This window comes from Micromonospora sp. CPCC 205739 (assembly GCF_036906795.1).
Classification (GTDB): domain Bacteria; phylum Actinomycetota; class Actinomycetes; order Mycobacteriales; family Micromonosporaceae; genus Micromonospora.
Genome location: NZ_JBAKHS010000023.1, coordinates 17895 through 42434 on the forward strand (window position 1 = coordinate 17895; position 24540 = coordinate 42434).

General features: G+C 68.0%; 28 protein-coding genes and 2 pseudogenes. 18 read left to right on the top strand and 12 right to left on the bottom strand.

Translation table 11 applies throughout. The features are described 5' to 3' along the window. Positions 1–318: 318 nt before the first annotated feature. Positions 319–1143 carry an ETEC_3214 domain-containing protein gene (locus V6U88_RS25520; protein WP_334456764.1) on the bottom strand — a complete coding sequence of 275 codons (825 nt, stop codon included), beginning with the start codon at positions 1141–1143 and terminating at the stop codon, positions 319–321. Between the two features lie 75 nt (positions 1144–1218). Continuing rightward, positions 1219–2181, bottom strand: coding sequence for an exonuclease domain-containing protein (locus tag V6U88_RS25525; RefSeq protein ID WP_334456765.1), 963 nt, complete (start codon positions 2179–2181; stop codon positions 1219–1221). A gap of 209 nt (positions 2182–2390) precedes the next feature. On the opposite strand from V6U88_RS25525, the gene V6U88_RS25530 reads away from it, so the two are divergent. The 3 genes from V6U88_RS25530 (at position 2391) to V6U88_RS25540 (ending at position 4968) form a co-directional block, all read left to right on the top strand. Continuing rightward, positions 2391–3083, top strand: a complete 693-nt coding sequence (locus V6U88_RS25530) for a DUF6218 family protein (protein WP_334456767.1) — start codon at positions 2391–2393, stop codon at positions 3081–3083. Between the two features lie 236 nt (positions 3084–3319). Further along, entirely contained in the window at positions 3320–3688 is a 369-nt protein-coding gene (locus V6U88_RS25535; protein ID WP_334456769.1) for a hypothetical protein, read from the top strand. Between the two features lie 875 nt (positions 3689–4563). Beyond that, positions 4564–4968 carry a hypothetical protein gene (locus tag V6U88_RS25540; protein WP_334456771.1) on the top strand — a complete coding sequence of 135 codons (405 nt, stop codon included), beginning with the start codon at positions 4564–4566 and terminating at the stop codon, positions 4966–4968. A 245-nt stretch (positions 4969–5213) separates the two neighbouring features. Here V6U88_RS25540 and V6U88_RS25545 read toward each other — a convergent pair whose 3' ends face one another. Next, positions 5214–5453 carry a winged helix-turn-helix domain-containing protein gene (locus V6U88_RS25545; RefSeq protein WP_334456773.1) on the bottom strand — a complete coding sequence of 80 codons (240 nt, stop codon included), beginning with the start codon at positions 5451–5453 and terminating at the stop codon, positions 5214–5216. A gap of 414 nt (positions 5454–5867) precedes the next feature. Here V6U88_RS25545 and V6U88_RS25550 point away from each other — a divergent pair, with 414 nt between their 5' ends. The 3 genes from V6U88_RS25550 to V6U88_RS25560 all read left to right on the top strand — a co-directional run bounded on the left by V6U88_RS25550 (position 5868) and on the right by V6U88_RS25560 (position 7181). Continuing rightward, complete coding sequence (locus tag V6U88_RS25550; RefSeq protein ID WP_334456774.1) at positions 5868–6086, top strand: flavin reductase; 219 nt, start codon at positions 5868–5870, stop codon at positions 6084–6086. Continuing rightward, complete coding sequence (locus V6U88_RS25555; protein WP_334456776.1) at positions 6083–6256, top strand: hypothetical protein; 174 nt, start codon at positions 6083–6085, stop codon at positions 6254–6256. Before V6U88_RS25550 ends, V6U88_RS25555 begins: the two co-directional genes overlap by 4 nt. A gap of 325 nt (positions 6257–6581) precedes the next feature. Then, on the top strand, positions 6582–7181 hold the full coding sequence (locus V6U88_RS25560) for a hypothetical protein (RefSeq protein ID WP_334456778.1): 600 nt from the start codon (positions 6582–6584) through the stop codon (positions 7179–7181). A gap of 32 nt (positions 7182–7213) precedes the next feature. On the opposite strand, the pseudogene V6U88_RS25565 reads toward V6U88_RS25560, so the two are convergent. From V6U88_RS25565 to V6U88_RS25575, 3 genes and pseudogenes are all read right to left on the bottom strand, one after another. After that, positions 7214–7420, bottom strand: a pseudogene (locus V6U88_RS25565) (site-specific integrase); the annotation flags it as partial. A gap of 232 nt (positions 7421–7652) precedes the next feature. Next, positions 7653–8363: a hypothetical protein gene (locus V6U88_RS25570; RefSeq protein ID WP_334456780.1), complete on the bottom strand. Its 711-nt coding sequence runs from the start codon at positions 8361–8363 to the stop codon at positions 7653–7655. A 288-nt stretch (positions 8364–8651) separates the two neighbouring features. Continuing rightward, positions 8652–9230, bottom strand: coding sequence for a hypothetical protein (locus V6U88_RS25575; protein ID WP_334456781.1), 579 nt, complete (start codon positions 9228–9230; stop codon positions 8652–8654). Between the two features lie 227 nt (positions 9231–9457). On the opposite strand from V6U88_RS25575, the gene V6U88_RS25580 reads away from it, so the two are divergent. The 6 genes and pseudogenes from V6U88_RS25580 to V6U88_RS25600 all read left to right on the top strand — a co-directional run bounded on the left by V6U88_RS25580 (position 9458) and on the right by V6U88_RS25600 (position 12867). Next, positions 9458–10231 (top strand): phosphotransferase family protein, encoded by a 774-nt coding sequence (locus V6U88_RS25580; protein ID WP_334456783.1) that lies wholly within the window; start codon positions 9458–9460, stop codon positions 10229–10231. A gap of 178 nt (positions 10232–10409) precedes the next feature. Continuing rightward, on the top strand, positions 10410–10664 hold the full coding sequence (locus V6U88_RS25585; RefSeq protein ID WP_334456784.1) for a GNAT family N-acetyltransferase: 255 nt from the start codon (positions 10410–10412) through the stop codon (positions 10662–10664). Further along, a pseudogene (locus V6U88_RS30395) lies at positions 10577–10816 on the top strand (GNAT family N-acetyltransferase); the annotation flags it as partial. The gene V6U88_RS25585 and the pseudogene V6U88_RS30395, both read left to right, overlap by 88 nt. A 24-nt stretch (positions 10817–10840) precedes the next feature. Continuing rightward, complete coding sequence (locus V6U88_RS25590) at positions 10841–10981, top strand: GNAT family N-acetyltransferase (protein WP_334456786.1); 141 nt, start codon at positions 10841–10843, stop codon at positions 10979–10981. A 702-nt stretch (positions 10982–11683) separates the two neighbouring features. Beyond that, complete coding sequence (locus V6U88_RS25595; RefSeq protein ID WP_334456788.1) at positions 11684–12250, top strand: hypothetical protein; 567 nt, start codon at positions 11684–11686, stop codon at positions 12248–12250. Between the two features lie 152 nt (positions 12251–12402). After that, positions 12403–12867: a hypothetical protein gene (locus V6U88_RS25600; RefSeq protein ID WP_334456789.1), complete on the top strand. Its 465-nt coding sequence runs from the start codon at positions 12403–12405 to the stop codon at positions 12865–12867. Positions 12868–13073: 206 nt separating this feature from the next. On the opposite strand, the gene V6U88_RS25605 is transcribed toward V6U88_RS25600, so the two are convergent. Both V6U88_RS25605 and V6U88_RS25615 read right to left on the bottom strand, forming a co-directional pair. Then, the gene (locus tag V6U88_RS25605) at positions 13074–13535 is read right to left on the bottom strand and encodes a DUF1877 family protein (protein ID WP_334456897.1); all 462 of its coding nucleotides are present in this window, start codon (positions 13533–13535) and stop codon (positions 13074–13076) included. 570 nt (positions 13536–14105) lie between these two features. Beyond that, positions 14106–14453 carry an ArsR/SmtB family transcription factor gene (locus V6U88_RS25615; RefSeq protein WP_334456791.1) on the bottom strand — a complete coding sequence of 116 codons (348 nt, stop codon included), beginning with the start codon at positions 14451–14453 and terminating at the stop codon, positions 14106–14108. A gap of 63 nt (positions 14454–14516) precedes the next feature. Between V6U88_RS25615 and V6U88_RS25620 the strand changes: the two genes are divergently transcribed. Then, positions 14517–15647, top strand: a complete 1131-nt coding sequence (locus V6U88_RS25620; protein WP_334456793.1) for a flavin-containing monooxygenase — start codon at positions 14517–14519, stop codon at positions 15645–15647. Positions 15648–15967: 320 nt separating this feature from the next. On the opposite strand, the gene uppS is transcribed toward V6U88_RS25620, so the two are convergent. Together uppS and V6U88_RS25630 are read right to left on the bottom strand one after the other, a co-directional pair. Next, on the bottom strand, positions 15968–16750 hold the full coding sequence (uppS, locus tag V6U88_RS25625; protein ID WP_334456794.1) for a polyprenyl diphosphate synthase: 783 nt from the start codon (positions 16748–16750) through the stop codon (positions 15968–15970). Positions 16751–17108: 358 nt separating this feature from the next. Next, entirely contained in the window at positions 17109–17693 is a 585-nt protein-coding gene (locus V6U88_RS25630; protein WP_334456796.1) for a hypothetical protein, read from the bottom strand. 70 nt (positions 17694–17763) lie between these two features. Between V6U88_RS25630 and V6U88_RS25635 the strand changes: the two genes are divergently transcribed. Beyond that, a complete protein-coding gene (locus V6U88_RS25635; protein ID WP_334456899.1) occupies positions 17764–18030 on the top strand; it encodes a hypothetical protein in 267 nt (88 codons plus the stop codon). Positions 18031–18091: 61 nt separating this feature from the next. Here V6U88_RS25635 and V6U88_RS25640 read toward each other — a convergent pair whose 3' ends face one another. Further along, a complete protein-coding gene (locus V6U88_RS25640; protein WP_334456797.1) occupies positions 18092–18466 on the bottom strand; it encodes a hypothetical protein in 375 nt (124 codons plus the stop codon). A gap of 652 nt (positions 18467–19118) precedes the next feature. On the opposite strand from V6U88_RS25640, the gene V6U88_RS25645 reads away from it, so the two are divergent. Beyond that, positions 19119–19568 (top strand): iron chaperone, encoded by a 450-nt coding sequence (locus V6U88_RS25645; RefSeq protein WP_334456799.1) that lies wholly within the window; start codon positions 19119–19121, stop codon positions 19566–19568. Positions 19569–19580: 12 nt separating this feature from the next. Here the strand turns inward: V6U88_RS25645 and V6U88_RS25650 are convergent, their stop codons facing one another. Then, positions 19581–20291, bottom strand: a complete 711-nt coding sequence (locus V6U88_RS25650) for a DNA alkylation repair protein (protein ID WP_334456802.1) — start codon at positions 20289–20291, stop codon at positions 19581–19583. A 106-nt stretch (positions 20292–20397) separates the two neighbouring features. Here V6U88_RS25650 and V6U88_RS25655 point away from each other — a divergent pair, with 106 nt between their 5' ends. The 3 genes from V6U88_RS25655 (at position 20398) to V6U88_RS25665 (ending at position 24425) form a co-directional block, all read left to right on the top strand. Continuing rightward, entirely contained in the window at positions 20398–20841 is a 444-nt protein-coding gene (locus tag V6U88_RS25655; RefSeq protein ID WP_334456803.1) for an OsmC family protein, read from the top strand. A 102-nt stretch (positions 20842–20943) separates the two neighbouring features. Then, positions 20944–22389, top strand: a complete 1446-nt coding sequence (locus V6U88_RS25660; RefSeq protein ID WP_334456805.1) for a SagB family peptide dehydrogenase — start codon at positions 20944–20946, stop codon at positions 22387–22389. Positions 22390–22505: 116 nt separating this feature from the next. Beyond that, entirely contained in the window at positions 22506–24425 is a 1920-nt protein-coding gene (locus V6U88_RS25665; protein WP_334456807.1) for an AfsR/SARP family transcriptional regulator, read from the top strand. Positions 24426–24540 lie beyond the last annotated feature (115 nt).

Genomic DNA, 24540 nt, shown 5'->3' on the forward strand with positions numbered 1-24540 from the left:
CGGCTGCCGTACGCAGACGGGGGGTGCACAGCGAGCGGCGGGGTTCGAACCCGCGACTTCGCCCCCAGCGCAACCCATCAACATCACTCAATCAGTATGACTCGACATGGCAAGGACACCCGTACAGGCAAGCCCACGGACGGAGGTGGTCCCTCACCCAAGGAAGGCGGCACGGCGAGCAGCCCAGCGGCAGTCACCGACGCGGCCGACAGGAATTGATCTTTGCAAGACAGGGTTAGCAGCTTCGGCGGTTCCCTCGGGGTGCCCGTTCGCTGCCGGCCGGTCCCATCCCCGAGGGGCGCCGTCGCGTGACGGATGTCAGGCGGCTCGTGAAAGTCCCCTCAGCAACGACCGGAGTGACCAGCGGCGTAGCCGTTCGGCCGTGGTCGGCCGGGAGGCCAGCCGAACAAGGTCAAGATCCGGGCCGATGTCTCGGAAGTCGATGTCTGGCGAGCCGAGTGTTACTAGGATGCTGTTGATCGATGTCGTCCGGCGGAACTCTTGAATCCTCTCCTCGGTTACGTCAGGCCCGCTCGTATCCACTGGCACGCCAGGATGGCGCGAATAGCCGCAGTCGGTATGGCCGATGTACCACGTGAGATACAGGCCGGGGTTACCCCAGTAGTAGCGCTCCCAGTAGCTGGATCGCCTAGCCCCTAGCCATCCAAAGCGGTCTCCACCCTCTGGAGTTTCATCATCCAGGGCTCCGTCGAAGAGCGTTCGGCCAAGCTTCACCCACCTGTCCTGCGGGGTTACCACACGGATTTGAGGGGAGAACCAGCGGTTCGCGGCAGTTAGCGAGTACGCCACCACTACGTCACCCACATCGCCGCAGGTAGTCCAGGTGACCAAGTAGCCGTCTCGATCGAGCACCCAGGTCCGTACCGTCAGGTCTGTCTCAGCCCACGTTCCCCCGGAGGGAACCCTGCCCTTGGCTTTGCCCTCGAAGGTTGGTTGCCCGAACAGCTCCTTCACCAGGTCCGGGTGCATCCCGGGCACGAGTCGGTCATAGCTTCTCGTCCAACCGCGGCGCCGGCCAAGAGTCCTTCTCCACCAGGCGCGCAGGAGCGCGAACAAGGTAATCGACGCGACGACAGGTGGCACGGTTTTCAGCGCATCTGCGAGCCAGGACAGCCAGTTCACGGCAGGATCATCCGACATGCAACCGGGACGGGCACGTCCCGACCCAGGACACAGGCACGACAGTCGGTCACGGTGTCACGCTCCGCTGAGCCGTAGTGAAACACCTTCGGTCGAGGCAAGGCGCTGCAGGAAGTCAAGTTCTGAGATGACCTCGATCGAGTGGCCGGCCTCAAGGAGCGTGGCAGCTTTTTGGTGCTTGCTGCTGGTCTCGGCGCCTGGCCTCAGTCGGCTTGGGTCCTGTTCGCCGATCACCAACACGTTCGTCTTCTTAGAGACTCCAGCAACCGGCTGGCCTCCCACCTCGGCTACCAGGTGCCGCGCCTCATCGCGGTTCATGCTGAGTAGCGTTCCTGTGAAGCAGACCGAAAGCCCGTAGAAGGGACCATCTGGGTCGGCATCTGGGTTGGCGCCGGGGAGAGCATCTCGGGCCTTAGAGGGCGATGGAGGTTGGTAGCGGCAGCCCTTCCACTCGCCGCCGAAAAGCGCACCGAACCTAGTCCTCGTAGCTTGTAGAAGCTCCGGCAGCGTGCCCACGCCATGGGCTCGCTGTGCTGCGAGCGCGATCGTTGCCGCCGCCTGCGCATCGGCCGCGGGGTCGTGGTGGTCGATAAACTGATGGCCCGCGGCCTCGGCGACCCAGGGGAGCGAGTAAGAGATGAGCTGCCAGGTTCGACGTGCGACCACGAGGGTGCAGGCGTAGGTCAAATCAGGCCAGGGCAGTTCCGTCAGATCGCATGCGTTCCTGATGACGCCTAAGTCGAAGGCGGCGTTGTGAGCTACTACTGGCCGGCCATCGACGAAGTCAACGATCTCCTTGAGCGCTTGAGGCCAGGTCGGTGCGTTCTGGACATGCCGCGGGGTGATGCCATGCAGCGCCATGTTGAAGGGGGAGAAGTAGGCAGCCGAGGGTGGTGGCTGAATGTAGGTGGTGTAGCGCTCGCCAAGCCTGCCGTCTTGCACTGCAACCATGGCAACGGCGCATGGGCTGCCACGGTACTCGTTCGCCGTCTCGAAATCGATCGCCACCCATGAGGTCATGATCAACGACCCTAGTGCCGCCCGAAGTGCTGCTCGCTCCACCTTTCGGCCCGACCTCGGGTTCATCCACCTGTTCGTGGCCAGTCGGTTGTGTGAGGCAGCGATCATCTGAGCGGCTGTCGCTGGTTAACTGACCGTCCAGCTGACTGAGTCGTCGGAGGTTGTCGCTACGGTGGTCACCCCGTCGTCAACGATCAAGGATTCCCGGTATGACTCCCGCCGTCGATGCCCACGAGAACGAGCTCTCCATACCGTTGGACTACGTGCCAGGTGCACGCGGTCACGCCGTTCTGGCAATCGGACACGACGAAGCTGGTTCGGAGGCCCTCGCGGTGTGGCGACTTGGCGCGACCGGTCGTGCTGTGGGTGCATGGGTTCTGCCGATGGAGCAGCTGCAGCAGGACAACGAGTATTTTCAGCGGTTGATGGACCTGCTGCGGGATAGGTGCTTGGTCGACTGGGACACAGACACTCCAGCTAGCGTGATCGATCGCCTCGCTGCCTATGTACCGGCGCAGCTTTCTGCCGCCATAAAGCGGAACGTTGTGGCCATACCGGACCTGCTACAGGAGGTTACCGAGCAACGTGCGGCCATCGTCTCGGCGGCGGACGACTACCGGCGAACCGCGAAGTCGAAGGTGGCGCCGCTGGTCTGGCCCACTGAGGTCCCAAGTGTGGCGGAGCTGAGGGAGCTCACTACCGGGGCCCAGCGGGCGGCAGCATCACCGGTGGCGGCTAGTGCGTTGGCCCTGAGCGCCGGCTTGGCCCAGGTCGCGCAGCTGTGGCAGGACACCGAGCAGGTGCGGTGTCGCCGGCGGTACCTCCGATCCTTGAGCGAGCCGCGGCTGCTTCCGCCTCGTTGGCTGTCGATGTTGCGGGCAGCTGCTGGCACGTCTCAGTAAGTAGCCCAGGAGCGCAGGCGCAGACGCTGGCGGCGCTACGTCAGCAAGAAGTCAGCAGAACGTTCAGCGAGACCCAGTGCCAAGCAACCTCCGACAGTGGCCGGGAAGCATACAACGGCATCAGACGGCATCGGCTGGAGCGCAACGCCAGTCGTAATCGACATTCACACCGAAGCGCTCCCCGCTACGGCTCCTCGGTCTAGGAACTACGAGCCGCTATGCCATAGCGTCTTGGCGTGAGCTCTTCGCTGACCAACTACCAGAAGGCACGCCGAGCGGAGGATGCTGCCTCCCAGGTGCGTGGCCGACACTATGTCGACTGGGTCCCGATCCTTGACCAATGGCGGAAGGAGCGGCGGGATGATGAGTCCCTCGCTCTCCTTGTAGAGATCATCGATGCCGCTGAGAGGGCGGCTAGGGTCGCTGGTCGGGAGCCGGCCCCCGGCTACACGAAGCGGGCAGCGACGATCTACCGCCGGCGGAAGGACTACGCGGCAGAGGTAGCAGTTCTCCGCCGATGGCTCGCTGCTTGTCCTCCAGGTCGCGGTAGCGCTGCCATCGAAGAGAGGCTAAGGACAGCGGAGCAGTTGCCCGCCGCCCAGTAGACAGCCGTTCCGCTGGCTTCGCGATGGCTCGCCGTGTCAACCAAGGTCGTAGGGATCCCGGGCAGCCAGTGCCTCAGCCTCCGACAGCCCAAGGCGGCTGGCGACCCTCCGCCGCATCCGGACTTGGGCGCGTGTCCGTGGCCGGAACTTCGGCTCCCGCGAGCACCCGCACACCTCGAAACCCTCGTAGCGCAGTCCCGCCCCGAGGACCGCCGCAACTGCGGCCCACCCGGAGTCGTTCCGCCGACGGGGCGCCGCGAAGTCATGCCCCGCAAAGACCATCGGCTGTCGACACGACGTACATGGGTGCTTGGCGCCGTCCCAGGCGTACTTGTGACTACGACGGCACGGCACGCACACGTAGTGGACCTTGTAAGTGGTCTCGGCGTACCGGCACATGTCCGCATGTTAGCGGCGTACCGGGGATTGGCGGGAGAGGCTGTCGACAGCAACGGTGACAGCAACCGGCCGGGACGAGGACATCCACCAGCCGCCGGGCGCGGACAATCGCCCGAGGCCCCGAACGCGGACGGACCCTGCCGGACGGCGCGCCCAGAACTTGCAAACGAGGGGTCGAGCAGCTGCCGAGCACGGCACCGCCCCGGAGCGACCTTCCATGCGGGCGCAGGGCACCGTCAGGAGCGCCGGCCTGGAGCTGCGCCCGGTAGGCGGTCACGGTGGGTTGCCGGCTGCCAGCCGCTGGGTTTGGTGCGCCACTGCCGCACGCCGGGCGCCTACTGTTACGAGGTGCGGCTCCCCTGACGGCCGGCGTTGCCGTGGTTAGGGCGGCAGCGGATTCCCGAACAATAGAGATCTCCGCGGGCATGTGAGGGAGAGCGATGTCAGGCAGGTGGGCGGCCGTCGCGGGTGGTCTTGTGGCAGCGGTAGCCGTGGTGGGCTACGTCGCGGGGATGATTCCGGGCGATGCTGCTCGGGCGACCGTCGACCACTGCTACGTCACTTATGACCGCCAGGAGCGGCAGCACAGCCGGTGTGTGGGGCACTGGACGCGGGCCGGCCGTGTCGTTTCGGGACCGGTGGAGGGCGTGGATGTCAGCCAGCACTGGCAAGCGCTCACGGTGGATCCGGGCCCGAACTACGAGTGGGAAGTGAACGTGCCGGAGGCCGCTCGCCATCAGGTTGCCGTTGCTCACCACATGCGCGCCTATGTCGTCCCCCGATTCGTGCCGGTCCTGCTGGTGGTCCTGGACTTGGCAGCGGTTGGCCTTCTCGGCTGGGTTGCGGCGAGCAGGCTACGACGGCGAGTGAGGGCCGTATAGATCTCCGGAAATTGGGCGCGCGCTAGGCCCGGCGACAGTTCAGGGCCAAGCAGCGTGTCAGCGGGCGAGGCAGCCAGGAGGCAGCGAGAGCAACAGCAACGGCCGGCAGTGAACGAGACGACGCAGCGGTGAGGCCGTGCCGTGCAGTGCAGGATGGCATCCGATGACATCCAACGATGCCGCGCACCCGCGCTCACACCGAAGCGTTTGCTGGTGGCACTGCCCTGATCCAGGCCGCTGTGCAACTACTCGGCGACGAAGACGCCTACGCCTGGCAGCGTCTCGGTCATGCCCTTGATCCGTAGCACCTGCATGGCACGGTCGATGACCGGCTCTGTAACGCCGTAGTGCTCGATCAACTCTCGCCGGCTGGGCAGCTTGGAGCCCGGCTGGAACTCGCCGGACTTGATGCGTTCGGCGAGGTCGTCGGCGATCTGCTCATAGCGGTAACGCGGTGGCACGGTGTTCCCCTCGGTTGGCAACACGAGTAGACCACCTACGTCAGCCCTTGACTACCCAACGGTACCTGTGGGAGGTTGCCGAGGAGGTCGATCCCCCGGTTGGCGCTGTGGGCCGTCCTCGCCGGCGTGGATGTCCGGCGCATCCCCCGCGATCGGGCATCCACGCCTCCGGATACCTCCGGCACGAGGAGGCGGCAATGCTCCCTTGGAATTCGCCAACTCGGCGGCTAGTGGCCTTGAGGGTGGCGGGCCGATGAAGCGCCTCTCCTACGACGAGTACCTGTTCGCCGCCGCGTTGACCTTGGCCCGACGGCACCGACCCGTGTGGTCGTGGCGGCACTGGCGACACATCTGCCGCTGCGGCGCGACCCTGCCTTGCCAAAGCCGTCACCGCATCCCGATCAACCGCGGCCACTGGCCCAGCCAGGACGGCCCACGATGAGTACTCACCAACCGATCAAGCCGGCCTGGACGTGCGGCGGTTGTGCGGGGGAGTGGCCCTGCCAGACCCGGCGGCGGGAGCTGCGAGCTGAGTACGACCACGCCCCGGTGTCGCTGGCCCTTTACCTGGCCGCCCAACTCGTCGACGCCACTCGGGACCTGGCCCACGTCTCCGCCGGCCAACTGCACTCCCGATTCGTCGGCTGGGCGCGATGAGCATCCTTCGCCCGGGTGACGAGCAGTTCCACTACAGCGACGGCTCCCACCGGTGGATCCCGCCGGACCCGGACTACGACCAGGAGGTCTGGGACGAGCAGGTCCGACAGCACAAGCAAGGCCACCTGCGGAACGAGCGCCCCAAGGTCCGCGTCCAGCGGCTGATTTGATGCCAGCAGTACAGCAGCGAAGTACAGCAGCCGTGCCAGCCGAACCGAGCCAAGAAGGGCCTCAGCAGGCCGTTTGACCTCGTATCAAGCCCGACCCGACCGGCTCGCCGAGAGTTCACACCGAAGAGGTCACTGGTTCGATCCCAGTATCGCCCACGCAGGTCAAAGGCCACTTCCCGGAAACGGGAGGTGGCGTTTCTGCTGTCGTACAGCAAACAGCAACGGCGAGTGGGCGGAAGCGAGGGGGCATCACTCCCTGTCGACGGGGTGCAGTGCACCTTCGCCCGCCGAGGAGATGTCCGGCTCTGCTGTTACCTTGCCGCCCGTGAACGATCAACTGAGGTGGATCGACCGGATCATCGACGTGACCGGATGGCACCAGAAACCCGAGGATGGCGCCGGCTGGGAGCAGGCCGAGGCAGAGATCGGCGTCGCGTTGCCGTCGGACTTCAAGGAACTGTGCCGACGCTTCATGCCGGGGTCGTTCTACGCATACCTGCATCTGCTCCGGTCGACCGGCGAGCACGAGTCACGGGATCTGCTTCAGATGTGGGCCTATTGCCGGAGTGAGTCTTTTGCGCGGGTCTACGCCCCCTATGAGATCTATGGACCCGACAAGGGATCGGGGCTGATCCAATGGGGTGACGACCAGGTCGAGGGGCGGTACTACTGGCTGGTGGACCGCTCGGTGAAGCCCGAGCGGTGGCCTGTGGTCGCTCAAAAGGGCAGCGGCGACCCGTGGCACCGGTTCGACATGTCGATGACGGAGTTCATCTACCGGATGATCGCGGACCCCGAGTTCGAGCCGTTCACGGTGGCTGACCGATCGCGGCGGGCCTTCTACCTGCCGTACGGGCAGACGATCTCCAGTGGTGAGGAGTGGGATGCTCTCACCAACCCGAACCGCGAGAGCCGGACCCCCTAGGAGGGCACAGTCTGCCGCATGTAAGGAGCGGTTCAGCTGCCGAGGGAGTCGCCGAGACGCTTGAGGGCTTCGCGGGTGGCATTGGACGAGACGTGGGTGTAGATCTCCATCCTCACGGAGAAGCGTGCGTGCCGGAGCACCTGCATGGCGACTCTCGGGTGGACGTCCAGGTCGGCGAGCAGCGTGGCACAGGTACGCCTTGCGTCGTGGACGGTGATTGCCTTGACGTTTGTTAGATCCACACTCCCCTATGGGACGCAGGAGGACACCACGGGAACAAGCGTGGCGGGCTCGACTGAGCGGGATCGCGAAGCCATTCGTATCTGCGTCAAAGCTCGCTCACAGGCGGTGTTGCGGTTTCGGTCTTTGTAGCACAGGCATCAAGAATGTCGGTGGCGCGATCACGCTGACGCTCATCAGTGGCTTCGGCTGATGCGGCCTGTATCAATGGAAGAAGGTCCGCTCGGCGGATCAGGTCGGGAGTGTCGAGGAGCAGCGCGGCCGCAATGGCGGCCGCATGCCGGTGGCAGGGTCAGGGTCGTGCAGGAAGGCGGAGACGGCTTGGAGGATTACAGGGCGCTGGGCGCGGAGTTCAGCCATTGCCGGGTAGCCGTCTAGGGAGAAGCCGAAGCGTTCTAGCTGTGCTACTACGGCGTCGTCGACGTCGTAGGCAATTCCCCCGAGCCGATCTAGGAGCAGCACTCGCAGCGGGCGGGGCGGGACGATCCGAGAGCGGATCCGCTCGTCAATGAGGGTGGTGGCGGCGCGAGGTTCGGACAGGATCGCCGCGAGGTACAGGGTGGTCGGTACGGTTGCTGGATAGATGCTGTTCTGGTGGTACACCGTGTTGAAGAGGTGCTCCAGCGCGTCAGCTCTGACTGCGGGCTCATCGTCCATCAGTTTGGCGAGCGTCGACGGCGTATCCTCGGCCGGTCCATACGCGTGCCAGAGCGAGGCCCAGTCCGTGCCGAGAAGCAGTGTTTGAGGATCGGGCAGCGGACCAATTTTCGCCGGCTCGCCCGTGTGGTGCGTATTGTTGGCGTCACGCGGAGAGGTTACAGATCGACCGCTGATACAGCAGAGCAGTGCAGGCCGTGCCCGTTGCGTGCCCGATGCAGCGGTCAGCACCAGCCCACACGAGCGCCCCAGCAGCCCGGCTGCGAACGCTCCGTGGTCATCCACCAGGCACCGCGACTACTTGGTGTGTAGATCAACCCGATTCCCAAGCTGCTCGGCACCTTCCAAACTGACGGTGGGGGTAGAGGTCGACGAAGCCGATCCTGGTCAGGGAGCATGTAGCGGTGAGTTTCGATCTTGTGGTCCTGGCGGTCGAGCCTTCCGCGACGGCAGACGATGTGCGGCAGATGGCCGATCACTGCACCGGCATGTAACACCGAGACGGTGAGCTTGACCAGCGGATCGTCTCCTTCTATGAGGAACGTCAAGCAGTCGGGCGTCGGTCCTCACCTCCTACACGTGGTCACGCCAGAAGGCCACAGTCACCCTGGGCTCTCGGAACTCCTGATCGATGTAGTCGGCGAGGTCGTGGCCATACACGATGGTGTCGGTCAGTCGGTGGATGGAGAGTACGGGATGCCCGAAGGAGCCCCGACCAGCCGGCAGGTAGCGATGGGCGTACACGGGGATCATGCGCGGAACGTCGGCGAGAAGTCGCTTCGCCTTGGCCATTCGCTTGACGAGGTCGTGAGGGCGATTGCCCCACCCGGGTGGCCACTCCCCGTGCTGGATGCCGTCGAGCACGGTTGCGTGCGGCCAGTCAACCTGCTCTTGCAGGTCGGTGGAGTTGAGCTGGCGCCAGTTGGGCCAACCCCAACTTGCCTTGTCGGGGTGGTCGTCGTGGCCAGGTGTCCAGACTGGCAGCCCGGCTGCGAGGAAGGCGCGGTGGTCTTCGGCGAACTCGAAGCCGAACCGTCGTTCGATGCTGACGAACTCGGCGTCGGTGAGCCCCGGTTGGATGTCCACCAGATCCAGCTGGGCTAACCGCCGAGCGGCCTCGACACCCAATGCGACACCGGCGCCATTCGTCACCGCAGAAGCGTAGCGACCTGGCCGCGTGCGGGTGATGGGAGGCGCGAGAGCAGCAGAGAGGCAGCGAACGCGACGGCAACCGATAACACCGGACGTCGCTGGAGCCCGAACAACGTGCATGGACTGAGGTTCTCTGGCAGCAGACGACAGCCGTCGGTGCCCCGCAGCCGCGTTCACACCGAAGTGGTCACTGGCTCGATCCCAGCATCGCCCACCATAAATAGGGCGTGACGTCGGTGGTCATGTCCGCGACACTGGCCGACGTGGAAGAGGTCGAGGTCGTCGTCGCCCATCACGAGCGCGCGACCGTGCGCGTCGGCGACGTGTTCCTGAAAATCGACGCTGATCAGACTCGCACCGATGTCGAGGTCGAGGCGATGGCTATGGCGCCGATCCCTACTCCGGAGATCCTGTGGCGGAAGCCGCCCGTGCTCGCTCTCGCCGCCCTCCCCGGGACGGCACTCGGCCGCCTCGGCGAGCCGTCGACCGCGTCTTCGGCGGCGTGGGCCGCGGCTGGTGCCGCCGCACGGATGCTGCACGACGCGCCGTTGCCGCCATGGCCCGGTCGCCGCCTCGACGAGTTGGCGTCGCGCCTCGACGGTGAATGCGAGTGGCTCGTCACGAACGGCGTCCTTCCCGCTGACCTGGTCACGCGCAACCGCCGGGTTGCCGAGGCTGCGCTTCGGCCGTGGGTTCCGGTGTTCATGCACGGCGACCTGCAGATCGCCCATGTGTTCGTCGACGACGACGAGATCACCGGTGTGGTCGACTGGTCCGAGGCGGGCCAGGGTGATGCCCTGTACGACCTCGCCAGCTTGACGCTCGGACACGAGGAGCACCTCTGCGACGTCGTCGCCGGCTATGGCACCGACGTCGACCTCGACGTCATCCGCGCGTGGTGGTCAATGCGAAGCCTGCTGGCGATCCGCTGGCTGGTACAACACGGCTTCGACCCGGCCGCGCCAGGCTGCGAGATCGACGTGCTGAAATCCCGGATGTGAGGCCGCACGAGCCCGCCTGCCACGAGTGCCGTACGTGATCTGCGTGTAGCGGTGCCGTTCGATCAAAGCCGATGAGCGGGCACGTCGTTCCGCCCGCCGCCGAGAAAGCCCGTTGCGAGTGGCCGGCATCAGATGTCTGGTTGATCGGCCACCAATCCCGGAAGAGAAGCTGACGCGCATGTCGCTGCCCACGCCCACGCTGCACACCGCTCGCCTTCGGCTGCGTCCCTTCGACGACGCGGATGCGAACAACCTCTTCGCGCTGCACAGCAGCGCCTACGTGCTGCGCTACTGGGACGCGCCGCCGTGGAGCGACCGCGTGCGCGCCGAGCGGTTCATCACGGCTTGCCGGCAGATGGTAGAGGAGGGCACCGGGGCGCGGCTGGCCGTGGATCGTGTCTCCAGCGGGCGTTCATCGGCTGGTGCAGCCTGAACCGGTGGAATCCGGACTACCGCAGCGCATCGCTGGGCTACTGCTTCGACGATGCAGCGTGGGGTCACGGCTACGCGACGGAGGCCGCGCGCGCTTTGCTGCGGTGGGCATTCGACACGCTGGACCTCAATCGCGTCCAGGCTGAGACCGATACACGCAACGAGGCATCTGCCCGCGTGCTGGAGAAGCTCGGATTCGTGCGTGAAGGGACGTTGCGGGAAGACTGCGTTGTGAACGGCGAGGTCTCCGACTCGTGGGTCTACGGGCTGATCAGGCGGGAGTGGCGGCCGTCGTCCGAGCCGGTGCCCGCCCGCTGAGTCCTTGCTCCCTCGCGCGACGTGGCCCGGCATCCGAGTGCTTCGCTTCGCCGCGTCGAGGGGCCGGCGCCGGGCACTCTCGTGCCGCAATCCGCGCGCGAAGGTGTCGCAGATCAGTTGGCGGACGAGTGTCGCGCATCAGTCGACGGAGGACATCGGACTGCCGGCGATGTGGTTCAGAGTTTCTGTACGTCTTCAAGGCGGCCCTGAGCGGGCCGCACGCGCCGCCGCCTGGGCGCGCGCCGGCCGCTGCCGCTGTCGCTCTGCGGCCGTCACGCCTGATGCCCGGCGGCTGGCGCGGAGAGCGGGGAGCCCGGAGGGCCGCCGCAGCACGACAGACGGTTGACCCATGGTGTGGTGGGCCGGCAGCCGGCCGGGGCGCGGCGGCCGTCGCACCGGCGCGCCGTAGCGCGAGTCACGGCCGGCCGTGGTGGGGATGCGGCGCGGAGTGTGCGGGGCCGCCCCTCCAAGGACAAGGGCGCTTCGCGTCGCTGCGCGACGGCCCTGCGGGCCGCCCTTGGCCCCGGAGCCTCTGCGACCCCTCGGGCGGGCGTTGCCGGCAGGCCAGGGCCTGCCCGGGGGACACGCGCCGCATCCCCACCACCACCTCGTCGCAACGGACCGCGCCAATCCTCGCTTCACGGGAAGGCCCGCCAGGTCGGATGGCCACAGGCTGGATCTACGTAGATAAAGTCGCCGGGCATGCGACGACGTTCGAGGGTTCGGCTGTCGGTGGGTGCCGGTGCAGCGGGGAAGATTAGGGCGTTCGTATTCAGTCTGCCGTTCATCGTCGTTACAGGGGTCCTGCTCTGGGTGCCCTTCGACCTGATCTTCGAGTCGCTTACAGCGAACCCGATCAACGTGTGGGGCTCGCTTCTACCCCACCTGTTCGTCTCTGCCGGGTTCCTCTGGGGTGCCTACATCGTAGGAGCGGTCAGCTTGGCGATGATCGGAGTGCCCTTGTACGGAGCATGGCTGGACGGGACGTTGCTCGGTGAGCGCTTGTGGCTCCGGACGCGTTGGGTGGACCTGTCCACGGCGAATATCGCCATGGAGGATGATCCACGGCGAGGCGCCATGTCACTGCTAATCGCTCAATCCCCAGACTCGGGACTCCAGGTGAGATTGCCCGTACGTCGAGGAGCGAACAGCCTGCCGCCGGATGCGATGATCGCGTTGGCCGACGCCATAACCGGCACAAGGGTGAGTAAGGGACCGGACGACGCAGCCTTCGTGATCGCAGACCGGCTACGAAGCCTAGGTTCGTGATTCCTTGATGATAATGGGCTCGATGAGCGTCCTTCGCGTAAGAGCCCAACGGCCACCGTGCCTGCCCACAACAGCTGTCGAGCCGCGTGCGTAGCAAACTGACGGTCCGCGACACTCCCCTGAGAGAGCGGAGGGATGTACGGTCCATCGCCATGAGCTTCGACCTGATCTTCGTGCCCCGGAGCGACGACCAGTCCTGGGATGACGCGTTGGACGCGGCGGAGGAGGCCGAAAGCGACGAGCGTCCACGCGCGGAGGCGTGGGCCCGACTGGTGGCGGCGGCGCGGCAGGTGCTTGGTGAGGTTTCCGTCTTCGAGGGGGCCCACAACTACGAGCTGACCCACGAGCCGACCGGTATCCAGATCAGCTACTACGCAGACGAGGCTGGGATCACGGTTCCCTACTGGTACCGAGGTGAAGACGCCCGGGTGATCGTCACGGCGCTGTATCAACTCGGCGAAGCCGTCCAAAAGGTCACGGGCCTACCCGGGTACGACCCCCAGCTGGAGCTGCCACTGTCGGATGCCGTCGCGCAGCCGGAGCTTGCCGTCAGGGTCTTCGATGACGTCGCAGCGTCCTTCGCGGAACGAGGGATCTCCAGTCCCAGCAACGGCTGAGTGACTATCTGGGTGACGACGGGTACGAACAGCGGTGAACGCCCACGGACTCCGGTGGAGAGCTTCCGCAACTAGGTGCTCATAAGGGCGCGGGTCAGCACGCCGTGTTGGTTGCCTGGGGGTCAAGGAGTCAGAGCCTCAGGTTGGCCGTCCTACCTGTGCGATCCCTCGCGGTTCCGGCCGCCGACCTGGTAACCCCGAGCAGGTCAGAACGAAAAGTGCTTGACCACCGCCCAGCCCCGCTCCGCGGACCTGGCGTAGAAGGCCCGAAGGTCCTCGTGGTACTGAGCCAGGCGCTCCCGCAGGTCCTCATCCGACTCGGACGAGGGCAGTTGCCGCCACTCCTGCCACCGGTCCGGGAACGAAACTCTCTCCAGGTACGCCGCCGTGCGCGCGACGTCCGGCGGCTCGAGCGTCACGTGGCCCGGACCACCGCCGGGGTCCGGTATGTGCCGCCCTCCGAAAACGGGGAGCGCCCGGTCCCCGCCCAGCTGCGACTGGAACAAGTAAAGCTCGTCCAGCTGGAAGAAGCCGCTCTCCAGCCATACTGCGTCACCTGCCCGGGCCCGCCGGCGTAGCTCGTCGAACTCCACATCGAACAGGGACTCAAACCCCGCCGGGTGCCCGGGCAGCTCGGAGGATTCGAGCCCTTGGAAGTAGACCCACATACTCACTGTCGGCAAACTACCTGGCCCCACCGACGTGAGCCCCGTAGCCAACAGGCATCGCAGGCACGAGCGCGTCGTCGAGGAAGACCACGTCCAGGCCGCCGACAGGTCAACGCCAGGTAAAAGGGCAGCGTGGCGCAGGTACGCCGGGCGTCGTGAACCGTGATCGGCCTGACTCCGGCTTGCCCGCACCTCGTCTGCCACGAGCGTTGGAAGTTGCGCGGCTCTATGGGCGTGCCATAGCGGGTAGTGAATACGAGGTCGGTTTCGTGCCACGCCTTGCCGACGGTCATTCGTGCTCCGTCCCGTTGCGCCTTTCTGATTGCTAGTACCGTCAAGCAGATGTCCGGCAGGGGGAGTATGGCGTCGGATGCCTGGGTCTTGGTGTCGCAGTGCAGGAGTTGGCCGCGCACCCGTTGCAGTTTGCGGCCGATGGTCAGCTCTCCGGCGTCAAGGTCGACATCTGCCCAGGGGTGGCAGGGACGGGAGACGAAGCACCAACAGCCGTGGACGTCGCTCGACCTGTGAGGGTTACCGCGACCGCTGACCTCGGTGACGTCGGCAGTACTGTCAGCAGCAGGTCGCGAGGTAGGACCGTAGGTCTGCGAGAGCAGCGAGGGCACCGTCACGGTCGGCCCGGTAGAACACCGTCTTGCCCTCGCGCCGCGAGGTGACCACCCCTCCTCGTCGCAGCAGCATCAACTGCTGCGACGCAGTGGCCTGGCTGATGCCGGTGCGTTGGGCCACCTCTCCCACGGACAGTTCGGAGCCGCGGGCAAACAGCATCATGATCCGTTGCCGAGTCGGACTGCCGAGTGCCTTCAGGAACTCGTGGGTCTGCGGTGCGAGTCCCCCTGCAGCGGCGGTGTCGTGCGCCGCGGGTTCGCTCGTCGGCTGTTCGGCAGCGGCGTGCGTCATGGGCCCATCCTTCCCCTGCCGTCATCATATTGTCATTCAACAAAACGACGATATGATCGTGTCGTGACTGCTCTAACCGAGCCCGTGATCATCATCGGAGGCGGCCAGTCCGGCCTCGCCGCAGCCCATGCCGCCCTGGTCGCCGGGCTGCGACCTGTCGTCCTGCACGCCGGCGCCGAGCCGCTCGGCTCCTGGCCGGACTACTACGACAGCCTCACCCTCTTCTCGCCCGCCCGCTACAGCGCCCTGCCCGGCATGCCATTCGACGGCGACCCGGACCGCTACCCCCACCGCGACGAGGTCACCGCCTACCTGCGCCGCTACGCCCAGGCTCTCGACGTCGACATCCGCACCCGCACTCAAGCCGTCGCCGTGCACACCCGCCCCGGCGGGGGATACCTCGTCCGCACCGACACCGGCGACGAGCTGCCCGCAGCCGGGGTCGTCGCCGCCACCGGATCCTTCGGCAACCCCCACCTGCCGACCCTGCCCGGCCAGAGCGCCTACGGCGGAGACCTGCGACACGTCGCCCACTACCGCCGTCCCGAGGCGTATGCCGGCAAGCGGGTCGTCGTTGTGGGCGCCGGCAACTCCGCCATCCAGGTTGCCTACGAACTCACCGCCCACGCCCGGGTCACCCTGGCAACCCGCGAACCGGTCCAGTTCCTGCCGCAGCGCATCCGAGGCCGGGACCTGCACTTCTGGCTGCGCGTCACCGGCGCCGACCGACTCCCGCGCGCGGTCCTCACCCGCCTCGTCCGCCACGCCACCGTGCTCGACACCGGCCGATACCGGGCCGCAGTCACCTCAGGCGAACTGCCCCGGCGTGCCATGTTCACCGCCTTCACCCCCGACGGCGTCGTGTGGGGCGACGGCACCAGCGAGCCGGTCGACGCCGTCATCTTCGCCACCGGCTACCGGCCGGACCTCGCCTACCTCACGCCCCTCGACACCCTTTGTCACGGCATTCCCCGGCAGGCGGGCGGGATCTCCACAACTCACCCCGGCCTGGCCTACCTCGGGCTGGAGTTCCAGCGATCCTTCGCCTCGAACACCCTGCGCGGCGTCGGACGAGACGCCACGCACCTCATGTCCGCCCTCGCCGCACACGCGACCGGTCGCCCTCGCCGCGTCTGGCAGGGGCGCCAGCGGGCAGCGGATCACCCGGGACCGGAGAGCGTCGGCCATCCCTGAACCCGCGGTCGAGTAGCCACGCGAGTAGCCAGGGCGGTGCATCCTGACGGACGGGCCCGTACCTCGGCGGACCCGTTGAGCAGCGCCAGGCGACACTGACCCGGCTCGTCCGCTCCTCGCAGTGTCAGGCACACACGGGGCACAAGACACCGCCGAACGTCGTCACCAGCCACCACCGATGGCAGCCCGAGACGCCCCGTGAGCAGGTGTCGAGGACCGTTTCCGCTGGCGGGGCGTAGCGGCTCTTGGTTCGCTGCAACGTCTGATGGTCGCCGGTCTTTGCGGATGCGCCACGGAACCGGGAGCGCGGTACATGGTTGTCAGGCTCCGAATCGTCGACTGCGGGCCGAGTAGGAGCGCAGGGCGCGGAGGAAATCGACCTTCCGGAAGCCGGGCCAGTACACGTCGCAGAAGTACAACTCGGAGTAGGCGGCCTGCCAGAGCAGGAACCCGGACATGCGGCGTTCTCCGCTCGTGCGGATGACCAGATCAGGGTCGGGTTGATTGCCGGTGTACAGGTGCGCCGCGAGATCGTCGGCGGTCAGCCGCTGTGCGACGTCGTCGAGTGTGGCGCCCGCTTGTGCCTCCTGCTCCAGCAGGGAACGAACTGCGCTGACGATCTCCTCGCGGCCGTCGTAGCCGATGGCGACCGTGAGGTGGAAGTCGGCACCGCGTTCACGGGTGGCGTCTTCCGCGAGTTTCAGGGCGTGGCGTGTCGAGTCGGGTAGGACGTCCGCGCGGCCGGCCAGGTGAAGCTGCCAGGGGTTGGTCGGACGGAGGAGAGGCTCCGCGACGACCTCCTCGATCATCTGCATCAGGTTCTCTACCTCTTCGGATGCCCGCTTACGCATGTTGTCGACGGAGGCGACGAACAGAGTGACGTGATGGATGCCCATGTCGGCACACCAGCCCAGTACCTCGTGGATGTGTTCCGCGCCGTATCGGTGGCCCACCCGGGGGTCATCGAAGCCCTCCTGCTTGGCCCACCGGCGGTTGCCGTCCATCACCATTGCTACGTGCCGTGGCATCGACTTACCGCCGAGCTGGGTGCGGAGGCGGCGGGCGTAGAGCCGGTAGGCGGCACGGCGTAGGGGCTGCATCATGATCGAATGAAATCACCCGATCGGCGCTGGCGATGGCCCGGCTGCTCATGCAACAGGCGGACACGGGAGTGGTGACCTTCTGCCGAGGTGGGCTGCGACAGGAACGGTGACAACTACGAGCCGGAACAAAGACGATCACGCCCGGCGTCGCGTGGACGGTCGGCCGAGGCAGTCGACGGATGCGAACGCCGGCAGACGAAGCGCACAGTTCTTGCAACCAAGGGGTCAGAGCGGGGCGGAGAGTCGGCGTAGTGGGCCGACGGGGACCAGGTCCAGGCCGTCAAAGGGGGACCGTCGGTAACCAACGAAGACCATCGACGCCAAGTGACAGTTGCGGCCCATCGGCGTCGAGGACTGCTCAGAGGGACAAGCACGTGCCATCGGGCAGCGTCCCAGCTACGTCGGCCGCCTCGCCCGAGGAAAGCACGTAGCCGAGCACGCAGGCACCTTCAACCCGCGCGGCGAACACGAGCCCCTTGCCCTCGGTGATGTCGTCGGACCGCGCGGGCCGTACGACATGGTCGACCAGACCCACATGATTCAGCGCGTTTCGCAGCTCGCCGGCGTCGATGTTGTCGCGACCACAGGGGCCGGGACCGCCGGCCGCAGTCGTCACGCAGACCGAGGGCTGTCGATCCACCAAGGCCGACAACTCCGTTCGGAGTTCAACGGCGGCGAGTCGGGCGGCCTCCCTCGCCGCCTGGCTCGGCGTGCTCCGGCCCGCCGCGACGGCGAGGTCCCAGCATGGATCGGGCACCGCTCCGGTCGGTTGCGGGGGTTGGAAACAGGTGATGTATCGGGGGGCGGTCGGTTCTGCCGCAGTGCTGCCACCATGACTGCTCTGGGCCAAGATCGGCGCGGTGAGCGAGACGGCGGCAGAGAGGACGAAGGCAGCACCGAGCGCTGCCGCTATGACGGCCGGTCTCGGTGAGCGCCAGTTCACCTGGCAGACAGTACGCGGAACGGCTTGGCTCCGTGGTCCGACGCTGCGAGCAGAGTTCGAGGATGCTCCGGTGTCCCTGTCTCTTCATATGGGGGCGCAACCCGTTCTTGCCACCGCCGATCTGATCTGGGCACCCGTATCGGCGCTTCCTCGGCTGGATGCGGTGAGCATCCTGCGGCCTGGCAACGAGGAATTCCACTACAGCGATGGCTCCCACAGATGGATCCCGCCGGACCCGGACGACGACCAGGAGGTCTGGGACGAGCAGGTCCGCCAACACAAGCAGGGCCACCTCAGAAACGAGTGCCCGGAGGTCCGCGTGCAGCGCCTCGTCTGATGCCAGCAGTACAGCAGTGAGGAACAGCAACCGTGTCAGCCGCACCCGACCGGGGCGGGCCTCAGCAGGCCGTCTGACCTCGTATCAAGCCCGACCCGACCTGCTCGCCGAGAGTCACACCGAAGAGGTCACTGGTTCGATCCCAGTATCGCGTCGTGCGTGGCTTCTCATGGCTCATCACGGCCTGGACATCGATGACCGGCAGCCCCGCGACACCGACTCCGACCAGACCGCTCCGACGGTCTACCTGCTCTACCCTCGGCGGGTGCCCCAGCAAGTCCTTGCCCGCATCGCCGTAGTCGGCACGGTGCTGGTCGGTGTTCTGGTGTTGTGTGGCCTCGCCGTCCAGCAACTCGGCGAGCCGATCGAGAGCCCGGGAGCGCGGGCGATCGAGTGCACGAACGCCGATCACCGGTTGGCCGAGCAGTTGGCACAAGACCGAGTGGTGACCTCTCCTCCATCCGGCACCACCCTCGACCGTATCGATCAAGCTCCGTGCGGGGGTGAAAGCGACGACTGGGGGCGCGTTTCGGCGGACATCAGCTTGCCGCCCCGGCAGCTCGATGGGCCCGATCATCGACCACTACCGGACCTTGCTGACAGCGGGCCACTGGGAGATCGTGCCGGGTCCAGCACGGACAGATCAGTTGTGCGCGAATCGGGCGACGAACGGGCGCAAGGTCCGCCTACTCCTGGTCTATGGGCAGCATCCTCCAGGTCCACGACGGTACGGCAAGATCAGGATTGAGATCAGCTTTGTGCCCGGCGGCGGGGATCTTCGCTGCCACAGCTGAAGGGGCTAGGAATCCGGGGTCAGCTTGGGGCCGTCGCGACGCCTCAGCGGCAAGGAGGTGCCCGTTCCTGAGGGCTGGTGCGGGTGAAGGACGCTCCTGGCCAGGCTTCGGCCCGCCTCGTCGCCCTGCGGGCTCCGGCCAGCAGAACTGGACGTTCCCTCAGTGAGGATGAACGCCTCGGCTGGGCCGGCCATCTGATCAGGAATCAAGAAGCTCCAGGGGTGTCGTCGGGCCTAGCCTTTCCCCAGGTAGCCGGCATCACGCCGAGCCTTCACAGCAAAGGGGAGCCCGAGAATGTCCGCCAAGAACTCCGCCACCGTGTCCGACGGCTTCACCCCCGAGGAGCGTGCCGCGATGAAGGAGCGCGCCGCCGAGCTGCGCGCCGAGGGCAAGAAGGGGGCCAAGAAGGCCGAGGGGCTGCAAGCGATCCTCGACCGGATCGCGCAGATGGCGCCGGAAGACCGTGCGCTCGCCGAGCGGGTGCACATGGCGGTGACCGCTGCCGCCCCGGAGCTGTCGCCGAAGACCTGGTACGGGATGCCCGCCTACGCGAACGCGGACGGCAAGATCGTCGTCTTCTTCCAGGACTCGGGCAAGTTCAACTACCGGTACTCGACCCTGGGCTTCCAGGACACCGCCAACCTCGACGACGGAGACCTGTGGCCGGTGGCGTACGCACTGAAGCAGTGGAGCCCCGCGGTGGAGAAGAAGGTCGTCGAGCTGGTGAAGGCCGCGGTCTCCTGACCGCTCAATCATCTAGACCACGCCGGACAGGTACTCCCGACGTCGCTGCGGTTCGAACTTCTCGATCGCGTACCGCAGCATGACCCGGGGCATGACCCGGTAACGCCGGGCCAGGAAGTCCTCCTCCGCCGCTCTGTCACGGTTGCCCACCTCGCGCAGCATCCAGCCCACCGCCTTATGGACGAGGTCGTGCGGGTCGCGCAGGAGCCGGTCGCTGAGGCGGAAGGTCCAATGGAAGTCACCGGCTCGGATGAAGGCGAACGTTGCCATGATGGCGATGCGCCGGTCCCACACCAGGCTCGACTCGGCCAACCGATCCAGTACGCGCCGGTCCTTGTCGATCAGCCAGGGGCCGACGATGTACGGCGCGGATGAGTCCACCAGGTCCCAGTTGTTGATGTGGCCGGTGTTGGCGAGGACGATGCTGAAGATCTGGCCCCGTTCCTCCTCGTCTCCCTTGGTGAACTTGCGGACCAGGATGAAGAGCGACGTCAGCCTCTCCTCGTGCACGCTGCTGGTCAGCAGCTTCGCCGTTTCGGCCAGGGAGAGGTCGCGCCAGTACCGGGCGGCCACCCTGCGCTGTTCCGGCACGGAGACACCGATGGCGGTGTCGCCCTCGCCGTACCCGCCCGGAGTCATCTGCAGAAACCGGCTCGATGCCTCCGCCCGCCGCGGGTCGGCGAGGCTGGCGAGTTCCTGACGGACGTCGGCGGTCGTGGCCATGACTGTGCAACCTACCGCGACCGCCGTTGCCCAGAGTGCGGTTACGACGGTGGAGGATGGGCCGATCGGTGGCTCGGGACCGGAAGGCCTCGGTAGTTTCCCTGTCATGAGTGAAGACACCTTCCGCTCGGTGGAGATCGAGCGCACCAGCGTGGGGAAGTACGTCGTGCGGAACGCCCGCGGCGGATCGATGTCGATGGGCACGGGCGAGGACGGCAGCTTCACGCCGGTGGAACTGCTCCTGGCTGCCATCGGCGGCTGCACCGCGATAGACGTGGACCACATCACCAGCCGCCGCGCCGAGCCGACCCAGTTCTCCGTCGAAGTCACCGGCGACAAGATCCGGGACGAGGCCGGAGGAAACCGGATGCAGAACCTCAGGGTGGAGTTCACCGTGACGTTCCCGGTGGGCGCGGACGGCGACCGGGCGCGCGAGGCGCTGCCCCGGTCGCTGCAGCAGTCGCACGAACGGCTCTGCACCGTCTCCCGTACCGTCGAACTGGGCACTCCCGTCTCGATCGTCGAGGCTGCCGGTTCCAACGGCGACTGAGGCCTCCGGCGGATGCGTACCGGCGAGGTGACCCGGCTTTACCACCGGCAGACGAACCAGTGTCGCGGCGGCCGGCTACCGGATGTCCCGGGGTTCGTGCCGATGGACCCGGGCAACCAGCCCCGGCCCTTCAAACGCCACCTGGGGGCGCCGGTTCACCCCCTGCCCCGCGACCTGCCGCCAACCGGGGCCCCGGCCGCGGTGACCCTGTCCGGGCGGGTACCGCCGAGCGACCCGACCATCGACGGCGAGCTCCTCGCCCGGCTGCTGTTCTACTCGGCGGGGGTCACTCGAACTGCCGGAGACAACCTCTGGTTCCGGGCCGCCCCCTCGGCCGGCAACCTCCACCCCCTTGAGGTGTACGCGGTGGTCAACGAGGTGGCCGGGCTCGACGCCGGGCTGTACCACTTCGCGCCGGAGGTGTTCGGCCTGGAGGCACTCGTGGCCGGGGACCACCGCCGGGCGCTGGCCGACGCCACCGCTGACCTCGACGTCGCGGCCAGCCCGCTCGCCCTCGTCGTCACCGGCCTCCCGTGGCGCACCGCCTGGAAGTACGCCGAACGGGGCTGGCGGCACGTCTACTGGGACGCCGGGACGATGGTGGCGAATCTGCTGGCCGTCGCCGAAGGCCACGGGCTGCCGGCGCGGGTGCGGCTGGGCTTCGCCGACGCCGCCGTGTCTCGCCTGCTCGGCGTCGACGGCGTGACGGAGTTCCCGGTGGCGGTGATCACCTGCGGCCGGCCCACCGCGACCGCCTCCACGGAAGCGGTCGAGCTACCTCCGCCGCCGTTCCCCCCGACGCCGCTATCCCCGGCGCCGGTCGAGTTCCCGCTGGTCGTCCGGGTGCAGCAGGCCGGTGAACTCGCCACGGGCGACGACGTGACCGGCTGGCGGGCGGCCGCCGTCGCGGGCCTGCCCCGCGCCACCGACACCGTCGATGCACCGGCTGCGGCCGGCAGCGAGCCGATCGAGTCGGTCATCCTGCGCCGCGGCTCCACCCGGCGCATGCGCCCTCAACCCGCCCCCGCCGAGCTGCTGCACTGGGCGATGTCGGCGGCGACCCGAGCGGTCCCCGCCGACGCGATCCCGCCCGGGAGCACCCTGCTCTCGCACGAGGTCGCGGTCCACGCGGTGCACGGCACGGAGCCGGGCCTGTACCAGCAGGCCGACGGCCCGCCGCGGCGGCGCCGACCGGCACCGGAGCCCGAGGTACGGGCGTTGAGCCAGCGGCTCTGCGTCGACCAGCCGCTCGGCGGCGACTCCGCGTACACCGACTTCGCCTGCGCCGATCTGGACCAGGTGCTGGACGGGTACGGCGAGCGCGGGTACCGGGTCGCCCAGTTCGAGGCCGGGGTGGCCGCCGGCCGCCTGCAACTGGCCGCTTTCGCCCTCGGTCACGGCGGCACGGGCCTGACCTTCTGCGACCAGGACATCTCGGACGCGTTCGACACCCGTGCGGCCTGCATGCTCGCGGTCGCCATCGGGCTGCCCGCCTACCGGTCCAAGCCGGGCGGCCCACCCGGCCGGCCCCGGCGGATCACCGGCTGACGCCGCGCGGCGGATGACCTCGCCGGCCTGCCTGGCCCGTCGGCGTCCCGGGGACCCGGTCCCGCCCCTGGTGGGCGCAAGGAGTGGGTGGCGGATCGCCGGTTACCGTTGCCGGTGTGCGGGCGGAGGTGGGCGAGACGATCGGTTTCTCGGTGCTCGGCTCGGTCAGGGTCGTCCGCGCCGGCGCCGAGCTGCACTTGGGCGCCCGCCAGCAGCGCCTGGTGCTCGCCATACTGCTGGCCCGGGCCGGTTCACCGGTCTCCCTGGCCGAGCTGGTCGACCTGCTCTGGGACGAGGAGGCCCCGGCCAGCGCCGCGAACGTCGTGCACCGGCACGTCGGGGTGCTCCGGCGGCTGCTCGAGCCCGGCCTGCCCACCCGGTCGGCGGGCCGGCACATCCTCCGGGACCTCGCGGGCTATCGGCTGCGCGCCGACGAGGAGTCCCTCGACCTGCTGAAGTTCCGGTCGCTGAGCCGGCTGGCGGGCCGGAGCCTGCAGGACGGCGACCCGGAGTCGGCGCTGCGGCATTCCCTCGACGGGCTGCGGCTGTGGCGCGGCCGGTGCGCCGCGGGCCTGGAACCCGCCTCCCGCCGGCATCCCGCGTTCCTCGCCGTGGAGGCCGAACGCGCCCAGGCCGTGCGCGAGGCCGCCGACGCCGCCGAGCGCTGCGGCCGGATGAGCGCGGTGCTGGCGCCGTTGCGGCAGGCCGCCGAGCAGCACCCGCTCGACGAGTCGCTGCAGAGCCGGTTGCTGCTGGCGCTCGCCGCCGACGGCCGCCAGGCGGAAGCCGTCGAGATGTACCGGGTGGTGCGCCGCCGGCTCGCCGAGGAGCTGGGCATCGATCCGGGCGACGAGCTGCGGGAGGCGTACGACCGGCTGCTGCACCAGCGCACCCAGCCGGCGCGTACCGAATCGCCGTCGTCGCTGCCGCGGCCCGCGCAGCTGCCGCCGGACCTGCCCTTCTTCAGCGGCCGGGACGACCTCATCGCCGAGGCCCGCGCGGCGGTCGCGCGCCCGGGCGGGCCGGCGGTGCTCGCGATCGACGGCATGCCCGGGATCGGCAAGACCGCCCTCGCCGTCCACCTCGCCCACCAGCTCGCCGCCGGCTACCCGGACGGGCAGCTCTACGTCGACCTGCGCGGATACGACGGGCGGGAGCCGGCGATGAGCCCGGCCGAGGCACTGCGCGGCTTCCTCGGCTCGCTCGGGGTGCCCCAGGAGGGCATTCCGGCCGAGCTGCACGCCCAGGCGGGCATGTACCGCAGCAGGCTTGCCGGCCAGCGCCTGCTGATCCTGCTCGACAACTGCCGGGACGCCGAGCAGATCCGGCACCTGCTGCCGGGCAGCCCCGGCTGCCTGGTGATCGTCACCAGCCGCAGCCGGCTCAGCACCCTGCTGACCGCGGCCGGCGCCCACCCGTTGCCGGTCGGCCTGCCGACCGTCGACGAGGCCCGCGCGGCGTTCCTGGAGCCGCTCGCCGTCGGCGGCGTCACGGCGGACCCGGCCGCGATCGACGCCATCGTCGCCGGCTGCGGGCGGCTGCCGCTCGCGCTGGCCATGGTGGCCGCCCGCCTGGCGAGCGTGCCGGGGACGCCACCGGCGCAGATCGCCGCCGAGCTGGCCCAGGCGCCCGGGTTGGACGGCTTCGACGGCGACGACCCGCAGACCGGCCTGCGTGCCGTCTTCTCCTGGTCCTACCAGTCACTCTCCGCCCCGGCCGCCCGGCTCTTCCGGCTGCTGCCGATCCATCCCGGCCCCGACATCTCGGTCGCCGAGGCGGCGGGCCTGGCCGGCGTCCCGCTGCAGAGCGGGCGGGCGCTGATCGGCGAGCTGAGCCGCGCGCACCTGATCAGCGAGGACCTGCCGGGCCGCTACCGCACTCACAAGCTGCTGCTGGCCTATGCCACGGAACTCGGCGAGGAGCACGACAGCCCCGCCGAGCGCGCCGCCGCGGAGCTGCGCTGCCGGCAGGTCCACCGGGCAGCGGCCAGCAGGCGCACCGGCGGTTCCCCGCCCACGCCGAGTACCACCCGATGATCGAGCCGGGGCCCGGCGGGTTCCGCGGCACTGCGCCGGCCACGGCGACGCCATGCGCTGCCGGCCCTGATCCCGTACGCGCAGACCGGGGACCGGTCGGCTCGTGGCGGTCACG

What these genes read in the sequence shown, in the direction of transcription:
- V6U88_RS25525 (WP_334456765.1), bottom strand. Translation starts at nt 2,181, where the DNA reads ATGACCTCATGGGTGGCGATCGATTTCGAGACGGCGAACGAGTACCGT.
- V6U88_RS25530 (WP_334456767.1), top strand. Translation starts at nt 2,391, where the DNA reads ATGACTCCCGCCGTCGATGCCCACGAGAACGAGCTCTCCATACCGTTG.
- V6U88_RS25550 (WP_334456774.1), top strand. Translation starts at nt 5,868, where the DNA reads ATGAGTACTCACCAACCGATCAAGCCGGCCTGGACGTGCGGCGGTTGT.
- V6U88_RS25555 (WP_334456776.1), top strand. Translation starts at nt 6,083, where the DNA reads ATGAGCATCCTTCGCCCGGGTGACGAGCAGTTCCACTACAGCGACGGC.
- V6U88_RS25585 (WP_334456784.1), top strand. Translation starts at nt 10,410, where the DNA reads ATGTCGCTGCCCACGCCCACGCTGCACACCGCTCGCCTTCGGCTGCGT.
- V6U88_RS25595 (WP_334456788.1), top strand. Translation starts at nt 11,684, where the DNA reads ATGCGACGACGTTCGAGGGTTCGGCTGTCGGTGGGTGCCGGTGCAGCG.
- V6U88_RS25600 (WP_334456789.1), top strand. Translation starts at nt 12,403, where the DNA reads ATGAGCTTCGACCTGATCTTCGTGCCCCGGAGCGACGACCAGTCCTGG.
- V6U88_RS25605 (WP_334456897.1), bottom strand. Translation starts at nt 13,535, where the DNA reads ATGTGGGTCTACTTCCAAGGGCTCGAATCCTCCGAGCTGCCCGGGCAC.
- V6U88_RS25615 (WP_334456791.1), bottom strand. Translation starts at nt 14,453, where the DNA reads ATGACGCACGCCGCTGCCGAACAGCCGACGAGCGAACCCGCGGCGCAC.
- uppS (WP_334456794.1), bottom strand. Translation starts at nt 16,750, where the DNA reads ATGATGCAGCCCCTACGCCGTGCCGCCTACCGGCTCTACGCCCGCCGC.
- V6U88_RS25645 (WP_334456799.1), top strand. Translation starts at nt 19,119, where the DNA reads ATGTCCGCCAAGAACTCCGCCACCGTGTCCGACGGCTTCACCCCCGAG.
- V6U88_RS25650 (WP_334456802.1), bottom strand. Translation starts at nt 20,291, where the DNA reads ATGGCCACGACCGCCGACGTCCGTCAGGAACTCGCCAGCCTCGCCGAC.
- V6U88_RS25655 (WP_334456803.1), top strand. Translation starts at nt 20,398, where the DNA reads ATGAGTGAAGACACCTTCCGCTCGGTGGAGATCGAGCGCACCAGCGTG.
- V6U88_RS25660 (WP_334456805.1), top strand. Translation starts at nt 20,944, where the DNA reads ATGGACCCGGGCAACCAGCCCCGGCCCTTCAAACGCCACCTGGGGGCG.